This window comes from Extensimonas soli, from assembly GCF_029211265.1.
In the GTDB taxonomy this organism is placed as follows: Bacteria; Pseudomonadota; Gammaproteobacteria; order Burkholderiales; family Burkholderiaceae_C; genus Extensimonas; species Extensimonas soli.
Genome location: NZ_JARGEL010000024.1, coordinates 138739 through 154381, shown reverse-complemented (window position 1 = coordinate 154381; position 15643 = coordinate 138739). Strand labels below are relative to the sequence as shown.

Genomic DNA, 15643 nt, shown 5'->3' with positions numbered 1-15643 from the left:
GCGCCGGTTGTGTCTTTCAACGGATTATTGCCTCCCCATGCCCACGTCCCCCAGTCCCCATTCTTCCCCCGCGCCCGCCTCTGCGAACCAGCTCGACACCAAGGCGCAGGCGTGGTCGGCGCTGTTTTCCGAGCCCATGAGCGAGCTGGTGCAGCGCTACACGGCCAGCGTGTTTTTCGACCAGCGCCTGTGGCAGGCCGACATCCAGGGCAGCCTTGCGCACGCCGAAATGCTCGCCGCGCAGGGCATTCTGAGCGCGCAGGACCTGGCCGCCATCGAGCGCGGCATGGCGCAGATCCGCGCCGAGATCGAGGCCGGCAGCTTTGCGTGGAAGCTCGAACTCGAAGACGTGCACCTGAACATCGAGGCGCGCCTCACGCAGCTCGTGGGCGACGCGGGCAAGCGCCTGCACACGGGCCGCAGCCGCAACGACCAGGTGGCCACCGACGTGCGCCTGTGGCTGCGCGGCGAGATCGACCTGATCCTCGGCCTGCTTGCCGAGCTGCAGCGCGCGCTGCTGGCCGTGGCCGAGCCGCATGTGGAAGTGATCCTGCCCGGCTTCACGCACCTGCAGGTGGCCCAGCCCGTGAGCTTTGCGCACCACATGCTCGCCTACGTGGAGATGTTTGCGCGCGACGCCGAGCGCATGCAGGACGTGCGCCGGCGCGTCAACTGCCTGCCGCTGGGCGCGGCGGCGCTCGCGGGCACGAGCTACGCGCTGGACCGCGAGCGCGTGGCACGCACGCTGGGCATGGTGGATGCGCAAGGCCGCCCCTGCGTGTGCCAAAACAGCCTGGACGCCGTGAGCGACCGCGACTTCGCGATCGAATTCAGCGCCGCGGCGAGCCTGTGCATGGTGCACATCAGCCGTCTGAGCGAGGAGCTGATCCTGTGGATGAGCCAGAACTTCGGCTTCATCCAGATCGCCGACCGCTTCACCACGGGCAGCTCCATCATGCCGCAGAAGAAGAACCCCGACGTGCCCGAGCTCGCGCGCGGCAAGACGGGGCGCGTGGTGGGGCACCTGATGGGCCTGGTCACGCTCATGAAGGGCCAGCCGCTGGCCTACAACAAGGACAACCAGGAAGACAAGGAGCCGCTGTTCGACACCGTGGACACGCTCAAGGACACGCTGCGCATCTTTGCCGAGATGGTGGGCGGGCAGACCGACCCGGCCACGGGCGCGCGGCATGGCGGCATCCGCGTCAACGCGCAGGCCATGGAGCAGGCGGCGCTGCGCGGCTACGCCACGGCGACCGACCTGGCCGACTACCTGGTCAAAAAGGGCCTGCCGTTTCGCGACGCGCACGAAACCGTGGCGCACGCGGTCAAGGAGGCCATGGCGCGCGAGCTCGATCTGGCCGCGCTGCCGCTCGAGGTGCTGCAGGGCTTTCACCCCGCGATCGGCCCCGACGTCTATGAGGTGCTGAGCCTGCGCGGCTCGCTGAACGCGCGCAACACGCTGGGCGGCACCGCGCCCGCGCAGGTGCGCGCGCAAGTCGCCCGGCACCGCGCGCGGCTGGGTATGTAAGGGATCGCCATGTTCACCTTCCTGCGCCGCTTTTTCTTTTTCGACAGATCGGCGCAGGCGGGGCATGAAGCCTCGGCGGGCGCTGCGCCGCGCTGGGCGCGCGCCCGCCGCGGGCTTGGGCTGTGCGCACTGGGCTTGCTGGGCGTGCTGGCCGCGTCGGGCGCGCAGGCGCTGCAGGTCAAGAGCTTGGTGCCGCAGGGCGAGGTGGCGCGCGTGCGCCAGGTGGTGCTGCAGTTCGACCGCCCGGCGGTGGCCTTTGGCGATGCGGCCGCGCCGGCTCCGCTGCAATTGAGCTGCAGCGACGCGGCGGCGGCCCAGGGCGCGGGGCGCTGGAACAACGAGCGCGAATGGGTGTTCGACTTTGCACGCGACCTGCCGCCCGGCGTGCGCTGCACGGCCACCTTCAGACCAGGGTTAAAATCGGCCTCTGGCGAAGAACTGACGGGCACAAGAAGCTATCAATTCAATACTGGTGGGCCGTTCGTGCAAAGCATTTTGCCGCGCACTTACCAGGACGTGGACGAGGAGCAGTATTTCGTGCTGCAGCTCAACGGCCCGGCCACGGCGCAGAGTGTGCAGCAGCATGTCTGGTGTGCGCTCGAGGGTGTGGGCGAGCGCGTGGACGTGCAGCCGGTGGGGGGCAGGCCGCGTGCCGAGCTGCTGCACGCGCTCGGGCTGGAAAAGGCCGCGCTGCAACAGCCGCAGCAGTACCTCACGCTGGCCTGCAAGCGCCGCCTGCCTTCGGGCACGCGCATGCAGCTGGTGTACGGCGCCGGGGTGGCCACGCCCAGCGGTGTCGTCAACCGGGTGGAAAAGCGCTTTGACTATCGCGTGCGCGCGCCCTTCGAGGCGGAATTGCGCTGCGAGCGCGAAAACGCGCAGGCGGCGTGTCTGCCGATACGCCCGATCACGCTGGTTTTCAATGCGCCCGTGCCACGCAAGCTCGCGGCGGCCATCACGCTGCGCTCGCCCGCCGAGGTGCGCCGCCCGGACTTCGACGAAGAGGACGATGGCAGCGCGCAGGGCGGCAGCGCAAAGTCACGCGACGAGCTGGTGCAGCGCGTGCAGTTCGCCGCGCCGCTGCCGCCGCAGACGCGCTTCACGCTGGAGCTGCCCAAGGAGTTTCACGACGCCGCGGGCCGCCCTTTGCGCAACGCCGCGAGCTTTCCGCTTGCCGTGGCCACGGGTGCGCTGCCGCCGCTGGCCAAGTTTGCCGCGGCGCCGTTCGGCGTGATCGAGCGCTATGCCGAGGGCACGCCGGCGCGCGGCGACAAGGACAAAGTCCCGGCGCTGCTGCCCGTGACGCTGCGCAACGTCGAGGCGGCGCTGCGCGCGCAAGACCTGCGCGTGCCGCAGCCGGCGCAGGGGCCGGCGCAAAGTCGCGTGCGCACGCTGCAGCCGCGCAGCGACGCCGACATCATCGCCTGGTACCGCAAGGTGCTGCGCTACGACCGGTTCAGCGTGCCGCGCCGCCTGGCGCAGCGCGACGTGCGCGGGCCGCTGCCGCCCGTGCTCGACAAGGACGATGCGCAGGAAGTGCAGACGCGCATGCTCTCGCTGCTCGACGGCCAGAGCGGCGTGCACGAGCTCGAACTGTCGCGCCCCGCGAAGTCCGAACTGCGCCCCTTCGAGGTCGTGGGCATTCCGCTCGCGCCGGGTTTTCATGTGGTGGAGATCGCCTCGCCCGTGCTTGGCGGCGCGCTGCTCGACGCGCGCTACGGCGCGCAGCGGCGCATGGTGGTGCGCACCTCGGCGCTCGTGACCAACCTGGGCGTGCACTTCAAGCTCGGGCGCGACAACGCGCTCGCCTGGGTGACCACGCTGGACAAGGGCCAGGCCGTGGCGGGCGCGCAGGTGCGCGTCTCCGACTGCCAGGGCCGCGTGCTGGCCACGGCGCGCACCGACGCGCAGGGCGCGGCGCGCCTGACGGGCCTCTCGCCCGAGCCGCCTTCTTGCCGGCGCAGGAGTGATGAGGCCGATCCTGACGATGATTCGGATGAATGGGGCATGGGCGGCGCGAGCGGCTACTTCGTGAGCGCGCGCGTGCAGGACGCCGCAGGCGGCGATGAGGACATGGCCTTCGTCTGGAGCGGCTGGCAGCGCGGCATAGAGCCCTGGCGCTTTGGCGTGCCCACGAGCAGCGACGCGCAGCCCGACCTGCGCGCGCACACCGTGTTCGACCGCACCCTGCTGCGCGCGGGCGAGACGGTGTCCATGAAGCACCTGCTGCGCACGCAGACCCGCGCGGGCTTTGGCCTGCCCGCGCGCGACCCGGACACGCTGCGCATCACCCACCTGGGCAGCGGCCAGCAATACCAGCAACCGCTCAGCTGGTACCGCACGGCCACGGGCGGGCGCAGCGCGCTCAGCAGCTTTCAGATACCGCCCGCGGCCAAGCTCGGGCGCTACATCGTGGAGCTGAGCAGCTCGGCGGCCAACGGGCGCACGCTGGAGGCCGGGCAGTTCCGCGTGGAGGAATTCCGCCTGCCGGTGTTCGCGGGCCAGGTCGCGCCCGTGCCCAGCCCGCCGCTGGTGCGCCCGCGCACCCTGCCCGTGGCCGTGCAGCTGCACTACGTGGCGGGCGGCCCGGCGGCGCAGTTGCCGGTGCGCGTGTCGGCGCTGCTGCGCGACAAGGCGGTGCAGTTCGGCGCCTACGAGGCTTTCAGCTTCCGCCCGCCACGTGCGCGTGCGGCGCACCCCGGTGCGGACGCGAACGCGGACCTTGCTGACGAAGACGCGCAAGGCGACGTGGAGGGCATGGACGACGGCGGCAGCAATGCGCCCCAGGCGCGCGTGCTGGCCGACAAGCTGCCGCTCACGCTCGACGCGCAAGGTGCGGGCAAGCTCACGCTCGAAAAGCTCCCCGCACTGCGCGCGCCGCAGGAGCTGCTGCTCGAAGCCAGCTACGCCGACCCCAACGGCGAGCTGCAGACCCTGCGCAGCACGCACACCCTCTGGCCCGCGCGCGTGGTGGCCGGCATCAAGGCCGAAGGCTGGGTGTCGGCGCGGCAGAAAATGCCCTTGCAGGCGCTCGCGCTCGGGCTGGACGGCAAGCCGCAGGCCGGCGTGCCGCTGCAGGTGCAGGCCATCCTGCACACCACCACGAGCACGCGCAAGCGCCTGGTGGGCGGCTTTTACAGCTACGACAACCGGCGCGCCAGCAAAGACCTGGGCACGGTCTGCAGCGGCAAGAGCGACGCGCGCGGCCTGCTGCTGTGCGCGCCGCTGCTGGAGCAGGCCGGCGAGGTCGAACTCGTGGCCACGGCCACCGACCGCGAGGGCAACACCAGCGAATCCGCGACCTCGGTCTGGATCACGCGCCAGGGCGAGCTCTGGTTCGGCGGCACCGACCACGACCGCATGGACGTGCTGCCCGAGAAAAAGAGCTACCAGCCCGGCGAGACGGCGCGCTTTCAGGTGCGCATGCCGTTTCGCGAGGCCACGGCGCTCGTGAGCGTGGAGCGCGAAGGCATCCTCGAAACGCAGGTGCTGCAGCTCAGCGGCAAGGACCCGACCGTGCGCCTGCAGGTGCGCCCCGAGTGGGGCCCCAACGTGTATGTGAGCGTGCTCGCGCTGCGCGGGCGCCTGTACGAAGTGCCCTGGTACAGCTTTTTCACCTGGGGTTACCGCAGCCCGCGCACCTGGTGGCACGCCTTCTGGTCGCAGGGGCGCGAGTACCAGGCGCCCAGCGCGCTGGTGGACCTGAGCAAGCCGTCCTTCCGCCTGGGCATGGCCGAAATCCAGGTCGGCGCGCGTGCGCACCAGCTCCAGGTGCAGGTGCAGGCCGACAAGGCCAGCTACCCGGTGCGCGGCAAGGCGCAGGTGCGCATTGCCGCCACGCTGCCCGACGGCAAGCCCGCCGCGCACGCCGAGGTCGCCGTAGCCGCGGTGGACAAGGCGCTGCTCGAGCTCATGCCCAACAGCAGCTGGAATCTGCTCGACGCCATGCTGCAGCGCCGCAGCTGGGGCGTGCAGACGGCCACCGCGCAGATGGAGATCGTCGGCCGGCGCCACTACGGCAAAAAGGCCGCACCCGCGGGCGGTGACGGCGGCGGGCACAGCAGCACGCGCGAGCTGTTCGACACGCTGCTGCTGTGGCAGCCCGCCGTGCAGCTCGACGCCCAGGGCCAGGCCACGCTCACGGTGCCGCTCAACGACGCGCTCAGCACCTTCGAGGTCGTCGCCGTGGCCGATGCGGGCACGGGCCTGTTCGGCACGGGCCGCACCAGCATCCGCAGCGCGCAGGACTTGCAGATCATCAGCGGCCTGCCGCCGCTCGTGCGCGCGGGCGACCAGTTCCGTGCCCAGCTCACGCTGCGCAACACCACGGCGCGCGCCATGCAGGTCGAAGTGACGCCGCGCGCCACACTGCTCACGCTCGACAGGCAAACCGTCGCCATTCCCGCGGGCGAGGCGCGCGAGATCGCGTGGAACGTCACCGCGCCGGCTGCGCTCGCCTCTTTGCGCGCCGGCGCGCTGCTGTGGGAAGTGGCGGCGCGCGACCGCGTCTCGGGCGCGCAGGACGCGCTCAAGCTGAGCCAGCGCGTGCTGCCCGCGGTGCCGCTGGCCGTGCAGCAGGCCACATTGGTGCAGCTGGGCGGCAACAGGCCGTCTTGGCCGTCTTGGCAGACCGAGGTCGCGCCGCCGGCCGGCGCGCTGGCCGACCCCGCCGACCCGGCAGGCGCCCGGCGTGGCGGCGTGGAGCTCGCGCTCGTGCCGCGCCTGGCCGAAGGGCTGCCCGGCGTGCGCGCCTGGTTTGCCGACTACCCCTTCGTCTGCCTCGAACAAAAAGTGAGCAAGGCCGTGGGGATGCGCGACGGCAAGCTCTGGCAGACCGTGCTCGCGCAGCTGCCCAGCTACCTCGACGACGATGGGCTCGCCAACTACTTTCCGCCGCAAAATGGCAGCGCCAACCGCGGCAGCGACACGCTCACAGCCTACCTGCTCGCGGCCACGCACGAAGCCGCGGGGCTGGACCCCGTGTTCGCGCTGCCCGACGCCGTGCGCGCGCCGCTCGAGCGCGGGCTGATCGCCTTCGTCGAAGGGCGCATAGAGCGCAATTCCTGGAGCCCGCGCAAAGACCTGGACATGCGCAAGCTCGCCGCCATCGAAGCCTTGTCGCGCTACGGCAAGGCGCAGGCACGCATGCTCGAGAGCGTGCGCATCGCCCCCAACGAGTGGCCCACGCACAGCGTGATCGACTGGCTCAATATCCTGCGCCGCATGCCCGAGCTGCCGCAGCGCGCGCAGCGCCTGAGCGAAGCCACGCAAATCCTCAAGGCACGCCTGGCGTACCAGGGCAGCAAGCTCGTCTTCAACTCCGAGCAGGACGACTACTGGTGGTGGCTGATGCAAAACGGCGACGTGAACGCCGCGCGCCTGCTGCTCGCCGTGCTGGACGACCCGGCGTGGAAGGGCGATCTGGGCCGTCTGGCCAACGGCTTCATCGCGCGCCAGCAGGGCGGCGCCTGGCACACCACCACGGCCAACCTCTGGGGTGGGCTCGCGCTTGAAAAATTCAGCGCCAGGTTCGAGTCTGCGCCCGTGGCCGGGCACACGCGCGCCACGCTGGGCCAGCGCACGGCCAGCGTCGATTGGGCCCGTGTAGCGCGTGTGGCGCGCGCCACGCCCGGCGACGCTGCAGGCGCGCCGCACCAGCCCAGCCCGGCAGGCGCGGGGCCGCAGCTCGGCGCGCCGGCCGCGCCCGAGGGGCTGAAGAACAACCGCATGTTCCTGCCCTGGGGCAAGGCCGAAGGCGCGCAGCGCCTGAGCGTGGTGCACCAGGGCACGGGCAAGCCCTGGCTCACGTTGCGCGCGCTCGCCGCCGTGGAGCGCAAGGCGCCGTTCAGCGCCGGCTACACCATCCGCAAGACCGTGACCCCGATCGATCTGGCCCACCAGGCGCTGCCCGCGGGCCGCTACACGCGCGGCGACGTGCTGCGCGTGACGCTGGAGATCACGAGCACGGCCGACATGAGCTGGGTGGCCATCACCGACCCGATCCCGGGCGGCGCCAGCATCCTCGGCAGCGGTCTGGGGCGCGATTCCGAAATGCTGACGCAGGGCGAAAAGCGCACCGGCCCCGGCTGGCCCGCGTTCGAAGAGCGCAGCTTCGAGGCCTTCCGCAGCTACTACGAATACCTGCCCAAGGGCACGGTGAAGCTCGAATACACGCTGCGCCTGCACAACGTGGGCGACTTCGCCCTGCCGCCCACGCGCGCCGAGGCGCTGTACGCGCCCGAAATGTTCGGCGAACTGCCCAACCCCCGCCTGCGCGTGGAGGCGGCGCGCTGAGGTGGCGGTCATGGTGGCCACTGTGCGCAGGAGCGGCTGGCTCCGCGGTGGCAGGCGCGGCGCTGCGGCCGCCGTGCTCGCGTGGGTGTGCGCACAGGCCGCCCACGCCCTGCCCAGCTTCGACGAGGTCAAGGGCAGCTTTCGCCCGTCCGACACCGTGCTGCGCTCGCGCGAGGGCGAGGAGCTGCAGCGCCTGCGCACCGACGCGAGCGTGCGCCGCGGTCAGTGGGTGGCGCTGGCCGACGTGTCGCCCGCGCTGCGCGAGGCGCTGGTGCGCAGCGAGGACCAGCGCTTTTACGCGCACAGCGGCGTCGATTGGCACGCCGTCTCGGCGGCGGCCTGGGCGAACCTGTGGCACCAGCGCACGCGCGGCGCCAGCACCATCACCATGCAGCTCGCGGGCCTGCTCGACGACGACTGGCGCGCCGGGCCCGGCGGGCGCACGCTCGCACAAAAGGTCGGCCAGGGCGTGGCGGCGCAGCGGCTCGAACAAAGCTGGCGCAAGGACCAGATCCTCGAGGCCTACCTGAACCTGGTGCCGTTTCGCGGCGAAATCGTGGGCCTGGATGCGCTCAGCCGCAGCCTGTTCGGCAAGGCCGCGCAGGGGCTGGACGCGCGCGAGGCCGCCATTGCCGCAGCGCTGGTGCGTGCGCCCAATGCGCGTGCCGAACAGGTCGCGCGGCGTGCCTGCACGGTGCTGCAGGCGCTGCAGCCGCAGGGGGCGGGGCAGAGCGGGAGTGCCCGGCAAGGCATGCCCCCAAGCGCCGCCCGCAGCGAGGTTCAGGCCAACCCCCAGAGCGTCTGCGCCGGGCTGGACGCCTACACCGCGGCCATGCTGCAGCGCCGTGCCTGGGACGCGAGCGCGGGCGTGGCGCCGCACTTCATGCGCTACCTGCTGCGCACGCTGCGCGCGCAGCCCGCAGGCCGTGCCGCGGCGCAAGAGCAGGGCACCGCTGTGCCCGTACCCGTGCCCACACCTGCGCCCTTGCCCACCGAGCTGCGCAGCAGTCTGCGCGCCGGGCTGCAGCGCTTTGCCGTGCAGACCCTGACGCAGCAGCTGCGCGAGCTGCAGGGGCGCGGCGTGGAGGATGGTGCGGTGCTGGTGCTCGACAACGCGAGCGGCGAGGTGCTCGCCTGGGTGGGCTCGTCGGGCACGCTGAGCCAGGCGGCCGAAGTCGATGGCGTGCAGGCGCTGCGCCAGCCGGGCTCCACGCTCAAGCCCTTTCTGTACGCACAGGCGCTCGCAGAAAACCGCCTGACCGCGGCCTCGCTGCTCGACGATGCGCCCACGGCCATCGCCACGCCCGGGGGCTTGTACGTGCCGCAGAACTACGACCGGCGCTTTCGCGGCTGGGTGTCGGTGCGCACGGCGCTTGCGGCCTCGCTCAACGTGCCTGCGGTGCGCACGCTGGTGCTCGTGTCGCCCGACGCCTTTCACCAGCAGCTGCGCACGCTGGGGCTGCCGCTGCGCGAGAGCGGCGGCTACTACGGCTACAGCCTCGCGCTGGGCAGCCCCGAGGTGTCGCTGCTGCAGCTGACGCAGGCCTACCGCACGCTGGCGCTGGGCGGGCGCACGGGGCCGCTGCGGCTGCAGCCGGCGGCCAAGGCGCCGCAGGCCGCGAGCCTGCAGCGCGTGCTCGATGGCCGCGCGGCCTTCATCGTGGGCGACATCCTCAGCGACGGCAATGCGCGTGCGCCCACCTTCGGCACCGACAGCGTGCTGGCCACGCGCTTTTGGACGGCGGTCAAGACGGGCACGAGCAAGGACATGCGCGACAACTGGGCGCTGGGCTGGTCGCAGCGCTACACCGTGGGCGTGTGGGTGGGCAACGCGAGCGGCGCCGCCATGCACGAGGTGAGCGGCAGCAGCGGCGCCGCGCCCATCTGGGCGGCGTTGATGGGCTACCTGCACGCGCACGAGCCCAGCCGCGCCCCGGCGCCGCCACCGGGCCTGCGGCGCGTGGCGGTGCGCTTTGCCGGGCCGGGCGAACCGGCGCCCGAACCGGCGCGCGCGGAATGGTTCATTGCCGGCACCGAGCAGGCCGTGTTCGCTATTGATAAAGGAGCTTGTAGTGAAGATGGAGAAAGGACTAGAGGCCAAAAAGGCTTGAAACATTCCACACCCATGCCCTGCGGCCCAGCGGCACAGGCCACGGCGCGCATCACCGCGCCCGCGCCGGGCAGCATCATCGCGCTCGACCCCGACATCCCGCCTGCGCGCCAGCGCCTGCAGCTGCACGCTGCGGGCCCGGGCAGCGCGCGTCTGCAGTGGCGCCTGGACGGCAAACCGCTGGGCCGCGGCGCGCGCCTGTCCTGGCTGCCCTGGCCGGGGCGGCATGTGCTGCAGCTGGCCGACGCGCAGGGCCGCGTGCTCGACGAACTGCGCTTCGAGGTGCGCGGGGCAGGGGTGCGCGCGGGGCCGTGAAAGCGGGGCAGGGAAGGGGCACGCCGTGCACGGATGGCCCGTTGGGGATATAACCCTATGGAGCGTAGGCAAGCACAAATTATTACAATCTACCCTACGGTTTGCGCAAGCCACTTGGGGAGCGTGCGCCGGGCCGGGGCGATTCCTTTTGCACTGCGCCTGAATCTGTCCCGCCCGTTTTTTCGCATGTCTTCCCTGCTGCATTTTCTTTCCCGCCGCCTGGTGTGGCTCGCCGTGCTCGTTTCGCTGGGCATAGGCGGCTTGTTTGCACGTGCCATCTGGACCATGCACGCGGATGCGCTGGCGTATGCCGAACGCACCAACGCGAACCTCGCGCGCGCGCTCGAGATCGGCCTCGTGCGCGGGCTGGACACCATGGACGAGGCGATGCAGAACCTGGTGTTCGATCTGGGGCGCTCCAATGTCATGGCGCTGCCGCCCGACATGCGCCAGCGTGTGCTGTTCGGCAGCGTTTTGCACGCGCAAAACATCGAAGACGTTCTGGTGACCGATGAGCGTGGTCATGTAGTGCTCGATGCCCGCGGCGTGGTGCCGCGCCAGATCGAGCTTGCAGACCGCGAATACTTCCAGGCCCTGCGCACGGGCCTGTACCGCGGGCTCTACGTGGGCCGGCCCGTCGTCGCCCGCACCACGCAGGAATGGAGCCTGCCGCTCGTGCGTGCCTATTACAACCCCGACGGCAGCTTTGCCGGCGTGGTCGTGGGCGTGATTCCGCTGCGCTACTTTCAATCCATCTTCAGGGAAGTCGATGTGGGGTCGGACAGCGGCATCAACCTGATCACGCTCGATGGCACTTTTCTGGCGCGCTTTCCTTACGACGGCACGGGTGTGGGCGCCAACCTGGCAGGCAGCGAAAGCGTGCGCTACGCGCAGTCGCGCCGCAGCGGCACCCTGCTCACGCGCGCCACGCTGGACGGCGTGCGGCGGCTTTATTCATTCCGCCGCGTCGGCGCCTATCCGCTCGTCGTGGGCGTGGCCCAGTCGTACGACACCATCCTGCAGCCCTGGCGCCGCAATGCCTGGATGCTGGGTGCGTTTGCCGTGCTGCTCATGGGTGCCAGCATCGGCCTGGCCTGGCTCTTCACGCGCCAGCTGAGCGCGCGCGAGCGCATCGCCGCGCAACTGCGCGAGGTCGAGCACAACCTGCGCACCATCCTCGACAACGTGCCTTCGCTGGTGGGCTACTGGGACGCCGACTTGCGCAACCGCTTCATCAACCATGTCAGCGAGGACTGGTTTGGCGTGGCGCCCGCGCAGGTGGCGGGCATGCACTTGAACGACTTGCTGGGCAGACGGACGATGGCGCAGGTTCAGCCCTACATCGACCAGGCCTTGCAGGGGCACAAGCAGGTGTTCGATTTTTCCATGGTCGATGCGCGCGACGGCGAGCGCCATTACCTCGTGGCGTACACCCCGGACATGGAGGACGGCCGCTTGCGCGGATTTTTCGTGCAGATGACCGACATCACCGAGCGCAAGCGCATGGAGGACGAGCTGTTCGAGGAGAAGGAACGCATGCGCCTGACGCTGCAGGCCATCGCCGACGCAGTGGTCTGCACCGACGCGCAGGGCCGCGTCACTTACGTCAACCCCGCCGCAGAGCACCTGACGGGCTGGCAGGCCTTTGACGCCGCGCACCATGATGTCGATGAGGTCATAGGGCTGCGCGCGGCCGACGGCGCCACGCCCCAGTCCAGCCCGCTGCACCAGGCGCTAGCACAAAAGCGCCCCATCACCACCACGCGCGGCGTGGTGCTGCAGCGTGGCACGGGCCAGCGCTTCGAGGTGGAAGAATCGGCGAGCCTGATCACCGACCGCAAGGGCCGCGTCACGGGCGCCGTGGCCGTGCTGCGCGACGTGGGCGCGGCGCTGGCGCTGGCCGAGCGCATGGCGCACCTTGCGCAGTACGACGCGCTGACCGACCTGCCCAACCGCCTGCTGCTGCGCGACCGCGCGCAACAGGCGCTCGCGCAGGCGCGGCGCGACGGCAGTCTGGTGGCCGTGCTGTACATGGACCTGGACGGCTTCAAGCAGGTCAACGACCAGCTGGGCCACGACGTGGGCGACGAGCTGCTGGTGCAGTTCGCCAGGCGCCTGAAATCCGCCGTGCGCGCCACCGACACCGTGTGCCGCCTCGGCGGTGATGAATTCTTGCTGCTGCTGCCCGGTCTGGCGCGCGCCGAGCAGCTAGAGCCCTTGGTACGCAAGATCTTGGACGCCTGCAAGGAGCCCGTGCCGCTTGCGGGGCAGACGCTGCCGCTGCGCGTGAGCGGCGGGCTGAGCCTGTATCCAGAGCACGGACAAGACCTGGATGTGCTCGCGCGCCACGCCGACGAAGCCCTGTACGCCGCCAAGCACAGCGGGCGCGAGCGCGTGTGCCTGTACGCCGGCGAAGGCGTGGAGCCCACGCTGCTTTTGCACGTGCCCGCACCCAGGCCGGCGACCATGGCCGTCGCGCCGCTGAAGTAGCTATTGTAAAGATAGCTTCCTGCGCAGGAGTTGCATGCGCCGGTGGCTTTTCCTGCCCGAAAATTTCGGCGTTTTGGCGTGTCTGCGCGCACCGTCCGCTTGCCGTACCATCGGCCCCGACCGATCCCATGGCCCATCCGCGTCAGGAGACCTTGCGTGCCCGACCTGTCCACCATCACCTGCATCGAAGACCTGCGCCGCATCGCACGCCGCCGCGTGCCGCGCATGTTCTACGACTATGCCGACTCCGGCTCCTACACCGAGAGCACCTACCGCGCCAACGAAGCCGACTTCCAGCGCATCCTGCTGCGCCAGCGCGTGGCCGTGAACCTGGAAGGGCGCAGCACGCGCAGCACCATGCTCGGCGAGCCCGTCGCCATGCCCGTGGCGCTCGCGCCCACGGGGCTCACGGGCATGCAGCACGCCGACGGTGAAATCCTCGCGGCGCGCGCGGCCAAGGCGTTTGGCGTGCCCTTCACGCTCTCGACCATGAGCATCTGCTCGCTCGAAGACGTGGCTGAGCACACGGGGCGGCATCCGTTCTGGTTCCAGCTCTACGTGATGCGCGACCGCGACTTCATCGAACGCCTGATCGAGCGCGCCCGCGCCGCCAACTGCTCGGCGCTGGTGCTCACGCTGGACTTGCAAATCCTCGGCCAGCGCCACAAGGACATCAAAAATGGCCTCTCCACGCCGCCCAAACCCACGCTGGCGAACCTGCTCAACCTCGCCACCAAGCCGCGCTGGTGCCTGGGCATGCTGGGCACGCGCCGGCGCAGCTTCGGCAACATCGTGGGCCACGCCAAGGGCGTGGGCGACATGGGTTCGCTCGCCGCATGGACGGCCGAGCAGTTCGACCCGCGCCTGAACTGGGCCGACGTCGAGTGGATCAAAAAGCGCTGGGGCGGCAAGCTCGTGCTCAAGGGCATCATGGACGCCGAGGACGCGCGCCTCGCGGCGCAAAGCGGTGCCGACGCGCTCATCGTGAGCAACCACGGCGGACGCCAGCTCGACGGCGCGCCCTCGAGCATCCAGGCCCTGCCCGCGATCGCGGACGCCGTAGGCCAGCGCATCGAGGTCTGGATGGACGGCGGCATCCGCAGCGGTCAGGACGTGCTCAAAGCCCGCGCCCTGGGCGCACGCGGCACGCTGATCGGGCGCAGCTTTCTCTACGGCCTGGGCGCGTTCGGCGAGGCCGGCGTGCGCCGCGCGCTCGAAATCATCCAGAAAGAGCTCGACATCACCATGGCGTTTTGCGGGCGCACGCAGATCGACCAGGTCGACGGCAGCGTGCTGCTGCCAGGTACTTACCCGCGGCCCTGAATTCAGTCAGCGCCCCATCTCCTTCAGGTACTGCTGGCGCGACTGGATGGCGGTAGGCGTGAAGTCGGTGAACACGCCATCCACGCCGGCGCGGAAGTAAGCCAGGTACTCGGCCACCGGGTCGCCTTTGAACAGGCCGGCAAGGTACTTGGCTTCATTGCGGAAGGTGTAAACGTGCACGAAGAGCCCCGCCTTGTGGGCGTCGGCGATCAGGCTGGTGGGCGTGGCACTGTTCACATCGGCGAGCTTGCCGCTCGGGCCGCTCAGGCGCATCACTTGCGGCTTCCAGGGGCCGATGCCATCGGCGTATTGCTTGATCTGGGCCAGCCCCGCCGGCGAGATCATGTCGCCGAAGGTAGCTGGGTTGCCCGCGACGGTGTAGCTGTAGGGTCGGCCATCCACGAAGGTATACACGTCGGTGCTGTCGCCGGCATAGATCATGTCGCCGGTCTTGTAGTTCACGTCGTCGCCGTCGATCAGTTGCACCGCCTTGGCCTTGAGGCCGGCGCTGCGCAGGTACAGCAGACTGTCGGGGTCGAAGCTCTGGACGAACAAGGGTGCGTCCTTGCTGTTCAGGCCGTTGTCGCTCAGCACCTTGAGCACGATGTCCTCGAACGGATGGCTGGCGCCGGGAGCGCCGCAGCCGTTGGCCTTGGCCTGCGCGTTGTTCCACAGCGGGTTTTTGGTTTCGGGGTAGATGCTGATGCTGCGCCCGGTCGATTTGGCCTTGGCCTTGGCGATGTCGATGACTTCCTGCAGGCTCAGGATAGGCAGCAATCCGTTGTAGGTGGTGGGGCGGGATTCCTTGGCGTCGTAGGTCGTGCCGTTGATGCCGAACTTGCGCAGTTCGGCCAGCGTGAAGTCGGTGATCGACCAGTCGCCCGTGTGGTCTTCGCCATCGACAACGAGCGAGCGCAGCACCGACTTCGGATCGGCGGGGTCGGTCAGGTCGCTCAGGTAGGCCTTGGGGCCGCCGTACTTGGTGGCGTCGTATTTGACGGGCACGAGCACGCCGGGGACGGTGCGCTTGCGTGCCATCACCTCGGGGTATTTGGCCGCGACTTCGGCAATGTTGGTGTTGTCGCTGAGCCACGGGTTGTGGCGCGCGACGGGGATGCAGTCCTTGGTCAGGTGCACGTCGAGTTCGAGCGAGTCGCCCCCCAGATCGGCCGCCGTTTCGTAGGACAGTTGCGTCTCTTCAGGGTAGAGCCCTGGGTAGCCGCGGTGCGAAATGACGAGCGGGACGCTGCCTTCCAGGGTCGGCAGCGAGGCGCCATCGCCACCACCGCCGCAGGCCACCAGCAGCGAAGATGCCGCCATCGCGCCCAGGGCCAGACGCGTCCAGCGCGTGGGTGTCGGGTTCATGTTCATCATGGGTTCCTTCCTCCATCGTTGTCAGGAACGGCGATGATTTCCGTGGCGTGTGAAAGCTTCTTGACACGCGGGCACAATCGTTTGCGCGCATTGCCGTGATCCCAAGTCTCCTATGCCCTCCATTGCACACCGCGACGAGCGGCCACAGTCTGCGCCCCCACAGTCTGCGCTCCACGACCCGGCCCTGCCCCGGCGCATCGCACACC

At 70.0% G+C, this 15643-nt stretch carries 6 protein-coding genes; 5 read left to right on the top strand and 1 reads right to left on the bottom strand.

The features are described from left to right. Positions 1 to 37 precede the first annotated feature (37 nt). The 5 genes from argH to PYV55_RS11465 all read left to right on the top strand — a co-directional run bounded on the left by argH (position 38) and on the right by PYV55_RS11465 (position 14063). Complete coding sequence (argH, locus tag PYV55_RS11485; protein ID WP_275851263.1) at positions 38 to 1531, top strand: argininosuccinate lyase; 1494 nt, start codon at positions 38 to 40, stop codon at positions 1529 to 1531. A 9-nt stretch (positions 1532 to 1540) separates the two neighbouring features. Beyond that, positions 1541 to 7825 carry an alpha-2-macroglobulin family protein gene (locus PYV55_RS11480; RefSeq protein WP_275851260.1) on the top strand — a complete coding sequence of 2095 codons (6285 nt, stop codon included), beginning with the start codon at positions 1541 to 1543 and terminating at the stop codon, positions 7823 to 7825. A gap of 10 nt (positions 7826 to 7835) precedes the next feature. Then, on the top strand, positions 7836 to 10250 hold the full coding sequence (pbpC, locus tag PYV55_RS11475; RefSeq protein ID WP_275851258.1) for a penicillin-binding protein 1C: 2415 nt from the start codon (positions 7836 to 7838) through the stop codon (positions 10248 to 10250). 186 nt (positions 10251 to 10436) lie between these two features. Beyond that, positions 10437 to 12740, top strand: coding sequence for a bifunctional diguanylate cyclase/phosphodiesterase (locus PYV55_RS11470; protein WP_275851256.1), 2304 nt, complete (start codon positions 10437 to 10439; stop codon positions 12738 to 12740). A gap of 156 nt (positions 12741 to 12896) precedes the next feature. Next, on the top strand, positions 12897 to 14063 hold the full coding sequence (locus PYV55_RS11465; RefSeq protein WP_275851255.1) for an alpha-hydroxy acid oxidase: 1167 nt from the start codon (positions 12897 to 12899) through the stop codon (positions 14061 to 14063). A gap of 6 nt (positions 14064 to 14069) precedes the next feature. Here the strand turns inward: PYV55_RS11465 and PYV55_RS11460 are convergent, their stop codons facing one another. After that, positions 14070 to 15434 (bottom strand): glycerophosphodiester phosphodiesterase family protein, encoded by a 1365-nt coding sequence (locus PYV55_RS11460; RefSeq protein ID WP_407066798.1) that lies wholly within the window; start codon positions 15432 to 15434, stop codon positions 14070 to 14072. Between the last annotated feature and the right edge of the window lie 209 nt (positions 15435 to 15643).

What these genes read in the sequence shown, in the direction of transcription:
- argH (WP_275851263.1), top strand. Translation starts at nt 38, where the DNA reads ATGCCCACGTCCCCCAGTCCCCATTCTTCCCCCGCGCCCGCCTCTGCG.
- PYV55_RS11480 (WP_275851260.1), top strand. Translation starts at nt 1,541, where the DNA reads ATGTTCACCTTCCTGCGCCGCTTTTTCTTTTTCGACAGATCGGCGCAG.
- pbpC (WP_275851258.1), top strand. Translation starts at nt 7,836, where the DNA reads ATGGTGGCCACTGTGCGCAGGAGCGGCTGGCTCCGCGGTGGCAGGCGC.
- PYV55_RS11470 (WP_275851256.1), top strand. Translation starts at nt 10,437, where the DNA reads ATGTCTTCCCTGCTGCATTTTCTTTCCCGCCGCCTGGTGTGGCTCGCC.
- PYV55_RS11460 (WP_407066798.1), bottom strand. Translation starts at nt 15,434, where the DNA reads ATGAACATGAACCCGACACCCACGCGCTGGACGCGTCTGGCCCTGGGC.